We start from the raw sequence: 10,191 nt of genomic DNA on the forward strand, positions 1-10,191 counted from the left end.
TATGAACCGGGCGCAATCAGGGGAAATCCGAGATTAAAGTGGTAAAGCATCATATGGCTTGAGGCGTGACGACCAACGTTGATCACTTTATCTGAAAGCGTAATTTTGTTGCTACCGATTTCCATCTCGATTCGACGTTGAAGTTTTAAAGTGGTCACAAGCGGGATAGTTTGCGTAAACTCCGTCTCGCAATACACATAGGGTGCATCAACGTCCTCAACCACCCCGTAGCCACGAAGAATCGCCGGCTGATAAGCCCCTCCACCATGCAAAGGGTAAACGGCGTTGTAGTGCTTATCTGAATCAACATTGAATCGAGTTTCAGTATCCGGTTGCCTGATATGATCGAGACCGCAGGTATTAAGAAGCCCTCCAACCCCTTGTAAGAAACCTTGCCCGTTACTTGATTCAGGGTTCATTTGCCAGGGCGAGCAAAGCCCTTGAGGAGTATGCCAGGACAAAGTCTTACCTTGATAAGTCAATCGACCCAGATCGCCATTCCCGTCGACAATCACCTCAATTTCAAGACCACTCCCGGAGCGCATTTCTACAACACGCACTCCTCTTTCTCGCCCATCCTGTAACGATATCAGGCGTGCTCCAACGTGGACTTGTGACCCTGCAGTCCAGTCGCTGAGTTGGTCGAAATGAATACCATGAACTTTCGTCCGACTCATTTGACCGCTCCTGCCGTTAGCCCACGCACGATAAACCGTTGACCAAATAGAAGCGCAATTAATGCCGGGATGGCTGAAAGCACTGACGCCGCCGCCATTTGTGTATATTTGATTTCCTCTTCTTGCGCGTATTTTGCAATCGCGACAGGAACCGTACCCGTTTCGTTATTGGTTAGAGCAAGCGCAACCGGGAACTCATTCCAACTGAATACATAAATTAAAATTGTTGTAGCAACCAGACCGGGAGCCATAATTGGCGCGATTACACGAGTAATCAGAGTTAGAAACCCAGCACCGTCTACGTAGGCGGCTTCTTCAAGTTCCTTGGGAATCTCCCGAAAGAAGGACGCCATCAACCATAAGGCAATAGGCAAATGAAGGGTTACGTGAGCCAGAATGACGGCTAAGTAGTCGTTGCTAATACCAATGTTTCTGAACATCTCATACCAGCCACTTGCCAGAGATACTGTTGGCATAAGGTTGAACGCCATAGACCAGACGAGAAATACGTTGATGACCGACTTAGGCCAGTTCATTCTGAACAACGAGTAACCAGCGAAAAACGCAATAATGATGACAATGAGCGTGGTAATAGATGTTACGACCACGCTATTAACGAAATTTCGAGTATAGTCAGAAGTCCGGTCAAACAAGACCTCCTGATAATTGTGCAAGGTAGGTGTGAACAGGACGTCTCCCATCAACAGTGAAATTTGTGTCTTAAGTGAAGACAGCGCAATGTAAACAAAGGGGGCAAACGTAAGCGCGACCGCCAGTAAAAGAAAACCATGCAGACAGACGTCGCGGCTGAGATGACGATTGTTGTTGCCTCTACGGGGTCTCATTGGGTCATCTCCTTTTCTTTACGGGCATTGAGCGCAATCACAATGACGATGGAAACAAAGAACACCAGCGAAACCGAAATTGCTGAGCCATATCCCACCTTATCCTGAAGGAAAAACCGCTGAAAAATAGTGAAGCTTATGACTTCTGTAGAGGTTCCTGGTCCTCCGGATGTCAACAGGTAAACTTCATCAAATACTTTGAATGCGATAACCGCTCTAAATAGAAATGTCATCACAATAGCGGGCATTAACAGCGGCAAAGTGATGTACCACAGCTCCTGCCAGGAGGTAGCGCCGTCAACCTTTGCGGCTTCGGAAACATCACTGGGCAAAGACTCAATCGCTGCCAGCAGAAGAAGAAAAGAAAAAGGAGTCCAGTGCCATATATCGACAACAATCACCGAAGCCAAGGCTGTATAGGTTGACCCCAACCAGTCGTGACCGGGAATTCCAACAAACTCGAGAATGGTGTTGATGATCCCAAATTCAGAGTTGTACATCAGGCGCCATATTGCACCAATGACAATTCCAGGAATAAGAATCGGCAAAATTAGCAGAGCGCGATAAGTTTGGCTTCTCTTACCAATCTTTGAACATAAGAGAGCTAAAATAAGCCCAAGAAACACCTGTGCGCTTGTCGCAGTCACAACCAGAATAAGTGTGTTCTTGATACCCGCCACAAATAATGGGTCACCTGGCATTGCAGCGAAGTTAGAAAGCCCCACCCAAGAGGTAACTTTTTCACCATCTTTCCACGAAACATCGAAAAAACTGGTCAGAAAAAGGTTGGCAATTGGCAACAACGCCAGAACCAGAAAGATCAACAATGCAGGGGCAAGAGAATACATTCTCCCTCTAGAGCTGATATTGAAATTGCTAAACATTGGATACCCGCAAAAAGTTTTGAAGAAGCTAAGTGAGCCGGGTAAGCGGCTCACAAAGAAAAAACGGTCACTCAATCAAGTCTGGTAGACGACCTGTCTTGTAACCTGCTTTTTTCAACACTTTTTCGAGATCTGCAGCCATAGAATTCAAAGCCTCAACAACGGTGATTTCCCCTGCTACGGTACGATTTAACCCTAATTCCATGATTGCTGCCAACTCAGCGCCTTCAGTAATAGTCCACATACCTTTTGCGAGTGGAGACGCTACACGCATTGCTTGCATATATCGGTTTTCAGGCTGCTCAGCAAACTTCGATTCGTAAGCCGCGGCACTAACTGGAGCGCCCCCCAATACAGCGTATCTAATTTGTGTATCCGGTCTTTGGAACCAATTCAGAAATGCGAGCGCAGCTCGTTTGTTGGCATCAGGCAGGTTCTTAGGAATCCCACCGAGCCAGTGACCTAATGCCGGGGTTGAAGGATTGCCCGGTGCCGAAGGTAATGTTGCGTATCCAATTTTTCCGACAACGGCCGATTTATTCGGGTTGTCCATTTGAGCCCAGGCGGCGGCAGGAAGAACGGTATGTGCAAGTTTTCCCGTTACCAAGAGTTGAATCAGGTCACCTTGCGTCAGATTGGCAGAATTAGGAGGTCCCACTTCGTTAGCAAGATCGATGTATGCCTGAAGCGCTTTTCTTCCCTCTTCACTGTTAATTGTGACAAAGTAATCACCGTTTAGCGCATCTCTAAAATACGAACCGCCAAACCCTTCAATGTAAGGGAAGAAATCCCACGTAATGGACACGGTTCCACGTCCGGCACGCTGAGCAATGCCGTACATCTTTTTTGGGTTGTGTAGTTTTTTCGCATTTTCTTTTAGTTCATTAAATGTGGTTGGGGCAGACCACCCTCTCTCTTCATAAAGATCTTTTCGATAAAACATCAGAGTGATGTTCGGGTTAACTGGAACGGTTAACAGCTCACCGGTTTCTTTACCCATAGCCTTAGTTTCACGGTTGAACCAAGGGGTGCCACCGTACTCATAAATTTGAGGATCCAACTCAAAATCAGGATCGATATTTTTCAGTGGTTCGAGAAAGCCTCCGTGATACATTTCTGGATAGAATATTCCGTTTATGATCAGTAAATCGAACTCACTTTCTGATGACCTAACGGCATTTCGTTGCTTTTCCAGACTTCCGGCATACGGGTTAACGTCCAGGTTAATCTCATTCCCTGTTTCTTCTTCATAGAGATCCGCGATGGCTGAGAACCCAGCCAACCAGGGTGACTGATTGATCACCACATTAACCGGGACTTCTTTAGCCTGCACCATAGCCACATTCCCAATCATGAAAACCACAGTGCCAAGGGAAGCGAATTTCACTAAACGGGTAATCGCTTTTTTAAGTATTCCATTACTCATTTTTTCCTCTCATACAATCCGTGTACGTGAATACTTATCATTTTTTAAAATTGTACAAAAAACAATCTTCTTTTAATTTGATTACTCAAACTTTTGGTTATACCTTGGGCTGAGCCTTAACCGTATTGGAGGGCTAAAAGCATGCTAACTTCCAGAAGACTCCAGCATTTTCTGGCTGCCATGGAGCAACGTTCATTACTCAAGGCAGCCGAAAGCGTCAACCTGAGTCAGCCAGCGTTATCCAAGAGCATTTCTGTTCTTGAAGAAGAGTATGGCGTTAAGTTTTTTGAGAGACACCCTCGCGGACTGGTTCCAACTGTGTTTGGTCACGCCATGGAGTTTCACGCCAGGCGGATTTTGCTGGATTTCGAACAGTCAAAACAGGACATATCGACTCTTGCATCAGGCTCGGCTGGCAAAGTTAGAATTGGCTCGGGTCTGGCTTTTATTTCATACGCCGAAAAGGCAATGGTTCAGCTAGAAGAAAAGTACTCTGGAGCAGATTTTGCGGTTATTACCGACTACGCCGAAGGGTTAAGGCATGCTTTAATCGAAAACCGGATCGATATATATGTTGGTATGGTTAATCAATTGGTCGAAGACGAAAACTTTGAAACTACCCTAGTCGCAGAAGACAAGATATTAGGGCTTTGCCATAAAAGTCATCCGTTTGCGAATCGTCATGTTTCAATCGATGATCTTAAGAATCACGACTGGGTAGCCCCCGAAAGAAGCGAGGTAGCCAGAACCGCTCTGGAGTCTTTTTTCTTCTCAAAGCAGTCCCCTTTTCCAAGGTTTCGAGTGGTTACCAATAACCCCGATATACTTGGCACATACGTGCGAGACAAACAGATGCTAAGTTTAAGCCCGGAAGGAAGCGTTGGTGACTTTACCCGTTACGGCTTAACCTGGTTTCAGATAAAGGATTTTGACTACGTTAGGAAGATTGGCGTCGTAAGGCGGAAAAACGTCATTGCCCCGCCTTTAGTCGATATATACAAGCATTTGCTAATTCAGATTATTGAGGACGCTTTCGCGCAACTATCGGTTGTTCGTGACTGAGCGTGATTTTGGAGAAAAGAAATAAGGGAAGTGTTCTCACACTTCCCTTATTTATAACACTAGCGATTGAATCACTGATTGGCAGTGTCGCTTATATAACAAGCCTAATCACTGAAACAACCACACACCCTGGTCGGCGAATTCCTTCAATCTCGACCTTAATCTCACGCTCTATTTCAAGACCTTTTGCTACCGGCGTAACTTTAAGCAATGTGCTTCTTGCACGAATGCGATTACCAGCTTTAACCGGATACGGGAATCTGACCTGATTAAGACCAACGTTAACCGTCATCTTCGCAGTAGGAAACTGAGGCTTTTCTGGATCGACACTGTCAGTCAGGCGAGAAAGCATAGAAAGAGTCAGGAAACCGTGAGCAATCGGTGTTTTAAAAGGTGACTCTTCAGCGGCACGTTCAGGATCTGTATGAATCCACTGCATGTCTTCAGTTACGATACCAAAAGCATTGATTCTATCCTGATCGATAGTCAACCAGTCACCAACATGAATTTCCTCTCCGATCAAAAGCTGCAATTCACCATAGAGCTTTTCACCTTCTTCAGATAAAACAACTTGCTGTTTAACAACTTCTGGAGAGTCTTCATTTATCGCCGGAGTGTTGTGATCTTTAACCCACGGGAAAAGATGTTGCGCATGCGCCCTATTAACAATATCACTCCAGTATTCGCGCAGCATCGGAGACATCAACTCGCGAAATTCGAAATGATGCTTTTTAGCCAGTGACTCACTTTTGTGTTTGAGAATATCAACAACTTTCATATAAAACCTTATTACACAACAACTCGCATAAGAGTTCTTAACGGTAATTTTGAATGAGAATAATAGAACTGGCAAATACTTTCGGGCGAACAAGTGTTGTCTGAAACTCTATTAATCTAATTAAACCAATAAGATAAGTAATAAAACATTATTTTATTGAAGGATTAACCTATTTCCCGCTTTTGTATAATTTTAGGTCTCAGCTATATATTTATGTCATTTTTCAGTCATATATAAATTAAGTGAACAATAACGCGGCGAACTGACTAAATAGACGGCGAACAGTCTGAAAAAGTTAATTTTTCTCTTTACACGAATTCGCTATTTCCATAATATCTGCCTCGCAACGGAGAGATGGCTGAGTGGTTGAAAGCACCGGTCTTGAAAACCGGCATACGTTAATAGCGTATCTAGGGTTCAAATCCCTATCTCTCCGCCACATTTTAGAAAGCCGCTGGAATTTCCAGCGGCTTTTTTCGTTTATTGTCCCGTTATGAAATCGCTTTAATCATCAAAATATCGAATACCAAACAATCCATTTCAAAGCCGAGTAAATGAAATAAGAAGTGGATTGATTATCTCCAACTCAATGCTGCCTTCCTTTTCCAAATTTGTTCTTTGTCGCAAAATTAGTCCATAATTGGACTTTATATCAATAATGATTTATTTTTGGATTATTGAAGATGTTCGAGGCAGTCGTTATGGTCCAGTCAAATAGCTCTTTTAATATTGAGTCCGTTTCAACCGATGAAAAGAAAACCCGATCTACCGGGTTAAAAGCCGCGCTCAATATCTTAGAAAAATGGTCATTAACCAATCAGCAAATGATGAGTATTCTCGGGCTTAAAAAAAGCCAGTTCTTTAAAGCCAAGTCCGATCCGTTTTCATTGGCGGTCAGTAATGATTTGCTTGAAAGAATCAGCCTGGTTCTAAATATTCACGGGGTTTTGAGAACCGTGTTTAACAACCCAGAACTGGTTTATGGCTTTATGACCAGTCAAAACCACAACACCTTTTTTGAAGGCAGAGCACCAATAGATGTGATTGAAGGTGGGAATTTTGGTTCACTGTATGACGTTTATCACCGAGTGAATGCTTTACGCGGGGGACACTGGCAGTGAAGGAATGCAAAGATAAAGAGTTCACGAACGAAGTTGCATTTCGGTTGATTCCTTCTAAGTACCCCCCTATTGCATTATTTGACGATGTTGCCGACGAAGAAGAGTTTGCGGCGCTTTATGCCATTCAGGAACTGACCAACCCACGAATTCAAAACGAATTAGGTAACCTTACTCTGGTTGACACTTCAGAGATTCCATTTGGAATTGCAGGTTGCAGTTATGCGATCGCGCCTTTTGTCCATATCAGTGGAGATGGTGGTCGTTTTAACGACGCGCAATTTGGTGCCTTCTATTGTGCTGAAAATATGGAAACCGCGATCAGTGAAGTGTCCTACCATCAGGTACGTTACTTGAATAATATTGAGAACTGCCCTTTCGAAGTCATTACCTATCGTGGGCTTGAGTGTCAGTTTACGGCAAAACTTAAAGATTTAACCTCGCTTCCCATGGAACACGATGTTTATAGTAAAAGTCATTATTCTGCGGGGCAGCAACTTGCCAGAGAGCTGAAACAATCAGGTTCTGATGGTATTACGTATTTTTCTGTGCGAGCCAGAAAACCGGAAGAAGTGTGCTTTGCACTTTTTGCACCCAGATTGATCCAAAGGATTGTACAGACAGCACATTTTGAGTCGTTTTATAGTAATGGAGCCATTACTAAATTCGAGAAAGTGTCACCCTGTAACGCAGAGCAGGATTAATCTCGGTCAGCCACCACCAATTCGGAGAAACCAGTATTCCTATCGTACTCGCGTGAGAATGTGAGCCGTTCATAGCTATGAAGAATAAGCTCAGCAGTAGTATCGATGCACGCACCTTCCATCAAATGCCCACCTACCACTTCCCCACTCTGCTTTGATACCGAAATATGGATATGTTGATGTTCGGGTGTGAGTGTTCCCATGACAGAGACGATTTCCAAAGGTTCGGAAAGTCTCAAATATTCGCTGGCTCCCGCTAAACGCAGACAAGCCGTAGATAGACTACCGATACATGAAGCAATGGAACCTGCTTGAATCTGCTCGGTTTTAACAATGGACGATATGGCACTTTTCAGATCTTGACCGCGAGTCAGTTGGACTGCGATGGGTTTTACTTGAGACATTTTGTAGATACATCAGGACAACATGGTCGAGCGATAATAGCTTATTTCACAGCTCTCATCATGTGTTCAAATCGCTCTTTGCTGCTCGACGTACGGCTGTTTGAAGTCAGCTTAGAAACTGAAAAAGACACGAGCAACATCGAAACGCTTACAACCAAAACCTGTATCAGGTGACTGCTTGCCGAGTCGCTCATTCCCTTTACCCACAGTAACATGGCAATAGTACATACATTGGCGCTCACCAGAATTTTACGACAAACCAGATACACAAAGTCATCAAACCAGGCCATAGATGTCAGTAGCTTAAAGCTCCTACGAAAACTGTTCCAGTAATAAACAGACCATACGGCATAGAACAACATAAGCACGCTCTGACTCCACATCTGCTGGTTCAGCTCGCCAACTAGAATCAATGTGCAGATACCAAGAAACAAGGTTACTGAGAGGCTTAGCACTACATAAGCCAATCTGTATAAAGAAAAATGGGCCCTTCTTTCACTCAGTTTCATATCCAATCTCCAAAAAACAAAACTACTGTATATATATACATGTATATTTTGATTTTGAACAGAGAAATACTTCTAAAATTCATTCAGATGAACACATGTCACACGATTGAATGAAAGGCTCAATAAAGTCCAATGTTGTCGCTTATTCCACATGTTCTACACTGTTATTAGCCCTAGCTATAAGTGGTGTGAAACAATGTCAGAACAAAATATGTGGCTTACGGTTTGCGGAATTTTCTTATTTTTCATGCAAGCAGGCTTTTTACTTTTAGAATCCGGGGTAACCCGTCATAAAAACCACGTCAATGTGGCTGCGAAAAACTTAGCCGATTTGATCTTGGTAACCTTCTTTTTTTGGCTCATCGGGTACGGACTGGCATTTGGTGCAACTTCCAATGGTTTAATGGGCTCCGATCTTTTCGCACCTGATATATCCATTGGCTTTCCCGTGAGTTTTCTCATCTTCCAATCCCTTTTCGCTGCCACTTCAGTCACCATAATTTCTGGTGCAACAGCGGAGCGACTGGCTTTTTCCAAATACCTTCTGATCGCCGCTATTTGCGGTGGTATCGTTTATCCGATTGGTGCGCATTGGACCTGGGGAAGCTTAATCGACCCGAATAATCTCGGCTGGTTGTATAAACTAGGATTTCGTGACTTTGCAGGTGGCGCTGTTGTTCACGTTTTCGGCGGGGCAACCGCATTGGCACTCACTCTCATTTTGGGTCCCCGCCCCAATCGTTTCGACGGTACTCACCGTCATATCAGCGGAAGCAGCCCGGCAATGGCGACTGCGGGGCTTATGCTGCTCTGGCTTGGTTGGATGGGGTTCAATGGCGGGAGCAATATCTATTACGATCAAACCGTTCCTAGCATCATCATGAAAACCTTTCTCGCTGGTAGTGTCGGCGGAACAGTTGGATTTGTCGCTTCGTATTTCTTCCTCAAACACACCAATATACAGTGGGTGACCGTTGGTGTGCTGAGCGCGCTTGTATCGATAACTGCAGGGTGTATCTATTTCAACACTCTGGAAAGTGTCATTGTTTCTGCGATTGGTGCTTCAGTAGGATTGGTTGGCAAATATTATCTGGAAGAATGGAAAGTCGATGATCCTGTAGACGCGATTCCCGTTCATCTGTTTGCGGGCATTTTCGGGCTTATCGCTATTTCTTTCTTCGGAGACAAATCTCTTCTGAATTCTGGGCTCACTCTGCCGTTGCAATTTTTGGCTCAGTTGGGAGGCTCTATCACCTACGTCGTTCTGGGTTTTGTAATCAGTGGCGGGATTTTCTTTGTTATCAACCATTTTTCTCCACTGCGAGTTTCAAAAGAGTACGAAGAATTAGGGCTGGATTTCTCAGAGCACCAAATTACCAACCAGTACCATGACATGATTGAACAGCTTCAGTCTCATTCGCTGGTGAATGCAGAATCCCCGACAAAACTACAAGTCGAACCGCTTTCCGATTTGGCCATAATTGCAGAAGCGTATAACCACGTAGTGCAACGATTCAAAAAGGAAAAAGCGTTGTCTGACAGTTATGCAGAAAGACTAAGAATTCAAATGAATGAACTGCGAAAAGTTCACGATATTACTCAGGAGAAAAACAAGCTGTCCGCCCTGAACACAATGATGCAAGGTATTGCTCATGAGGTGAATACGCCCTTAGGTAACTGTGTTATGTGTGTCGATATGTTGGAGCAAAAGCTCGCCATGATGGGAAAGGGAGAATCTGACGAAACTTCCGAAATGCTCAAAAACAACATACAACGGGTGAAAG

11 protein-coding genes and 1 tRNA gene are annotated in these 10,191 nt (G+C 44.2%); 5 read left to right on the forward strand and 7 right to left on the reverse strand.

What is annotated here, in order from left to right; genetic code table 11:
* From RH89_RS07975 to RH89_RS07990, 4 genes are all read right to left on the reverse strand, one after another.
* A partial coding sequence (locus RH89_RS07975) for a DUF4432 family protein (protein ID WP_004400921.1) occupies positions 1 to 677 on the reverse strand: 677 nt, incomplete at its 3' end.
* A complete protein-coding gene (locus RH89_RS07980) occupies positions 674 to 1,522 on the reverse strand; it encodes a carbohydrate ABC transporter permease (protein WP_004400922.1) in 849 nt (282 codons plus the stop codon). The genes RH89_RS07975 and RH89_RS07980, both read right to left, overlap by 4 nt.
* Positions 1,519 to 2,370: a carbohydrate ABC transporter permease gene (locus tag RH89_RS07985; RefSeq protein WP_004400923.1), complete on the reverse strand. Its 852-nt coding sequence runs from the start codon at positions 2,368 to 2,370 to the stop codon at positions 1,519 to 1,521. Before RH89_RS07985 ends, RH89_RS07980 begins: the two co-directional genes overlap by 4 nt.
* Positions 2,371 to 2,473: 103 nt before the next feature.
* Positions 2,474 to 3,832 (reverse strand): ABC transporter substrate-binding protein, encoded by a 1,359-nt coding sequence (locus tag RH89_RS07990; RefSeq protein WP_004400924.1) that lies wholly within the window; start codon positions 3,830 to 3,832, stop codon positions 2,474 to 2,476.
* A 141-nt stretch (positions 3,833 to 3,973) separates the two neighbouring features.
* Between RH89_RS07990 and RH89_RS07995 the strand changes: the two genes are divergently transcribed.
* Entirely contained in the window at positions 3,974 to 4,894 is a 921-nt protein-coding gene (locus RH89_RS07995) for a LysR family transcriptional regulator (RefSeq protein WP_004400925.1), read from the forward strand.
* A gap of 91 nt (positions 4,895 to 4,985) precedes the next feature.
* On the opposite strand, the gene RH89_RS08000 is transcribed toward RH89_RS07995, so the two are convergent.
* Entirely contained in the window at positions 4,986 to 5,672 is a 687-nt protein-coding gene (locus RH89_RS08000) for a MaoC family dehydratase (RefSeq protein ID WP_004400926.1), read from the reverse strand.
* A gap of 348 nt (positions 5,673 to 6,020) precedes the next feature.
* Here RH89_RS08000 and RH89_RS08005 point away from each other — a divergent pair.
* The 3 genes from RH89_RS08005 to RH89_RS08015 all read left to right on the forward strand — a co-directional run bounded on the left by RH89_RS08005 (position 6,021) and on the right by RH89_RS08015 (position 7,494).
* Positions 6,021 to 6,111, forward strand: a tRNA-Ser gene (locus tag RH89_RS08005).
* Between the two features lie 262 nt (positions 6,112 to 6,373).
* A complete protein-coding gene (locus RH89_RS08010; protein WP_022561371.1) occupies positions 6,374 to 6,793 on the forward strand; it encodes an antitoxin Xre-like helix-turn-helix domain-containing protein in 420 nt (139 codons plus the stop codon).
* A complete protein-coding gene (locus RH89_RS08015) occupies positions 6,790 to 7,494 on the forward strand; it encodes an RES family NAD+ phosphorylase (RefSeq protein WP_004400928.1) in 705 nt (234 codons plus the stop codon). Before RH89_RS08010 ends, RH89_RS08015 begins: the two co-directional genes overlap by 4 nt.
* Here the strand turns inward: RH89_RS08015 and RH89_RS08020 are convergent.
* Both RH89_RS08020 and RH89_RS08025 read right to left on the reverse strand, forming a co-directional pair.
* A complete protein-coding gene (locus RH89_RS08020) occupies positions 7,491 to 7,898 on the reverse strand; it encodes a PPC domain-containing DNA-binding protein (RefSeq protein WP_004400932.1) in 408 nt (135 codons plus the stop codon). The two genes, RH89_RS08015 and RH89_RS08020, sit on opposite strands and share 4 nt — an antisense overlap.
* Positions 7,899 to 7,939: 41 nt before the next feature.
* Positions 7,940 to 8,407 (reverse strand): hypothetical protein, encoded by a 468-nt coding sequence (locus tag RH89_RS08025; protein WP_004400933.1) that lies wholly within the window; start codon positions 8,405 to 8,407, stop codon positions 7,940 to 7,942.
* A 196-nt stretch (positions 8,408 to 8,603) separates the two neighbouring features.
* Here RH89_RS08025 and RH89_RS08030 point away from each other — a divergent pair.
* Positions 8,604 to 10,191, forward strand: a 1,588-nt coding sequence (locus RH89_RS08030; protein ID WP_004400935.1) for an ammonium transporter, incomplete at its 3' end; no start/stop codon positions are given.

This window comes from Vibrio nigripulchritudo ATCC 27043 (assembly GCF_000222685.1).
Lineage (GTDB): Bacteria > Pseudomonadota > Gammaproteobacteria > Enterobacterales > Vibrionaceae > Vibrio > Vibrio nigripulchritudo.

Bases quoted from the DNA above. Each gene is read 5' to 3' on its own strand.
- RH89_RS07980 (WP_004400922.1), bottom strand. From the start codon at position 1,522: ATGAGACCCCGTAGAGGCAACAACAATCGTCATCTCAGCCGCGACGTC.
- RH89_RS07985 (WP_004400923.1), bottom strand. From the start codon at position 2,370: ATGTATTCTCTTGCCCCTGCATTGTTGATCTTTCTGGTTCTGGCGTTG.
- RH89_RS07990 (WP_004400924.1), bottom strand. From the start codon at position 3,832: ATGAGTAATGGAATACTTAAAAAAGCGATTACCCGTTTAGTGAAATTC.
- RH89_RS07995 (WP_004400925.1), top strand. From the start codon at position 3,974: ATGCTAACTTCCAGAAGACTCCAGCATTTTCTGGCTGCCATGGAGCAA.
- RH89_RS08000 (WP_004400926.1), bottom strand. From the start codon at position 5,672: ATGAAAGTTGTTGATATTCTCAAACACAAAAGTGAGTCACTGGCTAAA.
- RH89_RS08010 (WP_022561371.1), top strand. From the start codon at position 6,374: ATGGTCCAGTCAAATAGCTCTTTTAATATTGAGTCCGTTTCAACCGAT.
- RH89_RS08020 (WP_004400932.1), bottom strand. From the start codon at position 7,898: ATGTCTCAAGTAAAACCCATCGCAGTCCAACTGACTCGCGGTCAAGAT.
- RH89_RS08025 (WP_004400933.1), bottom strand. From the start codon at position 8,407: ATGAAACTGAGTGAAAGAAGGGCCCATTTTTCTTTATACAGATTGGCT.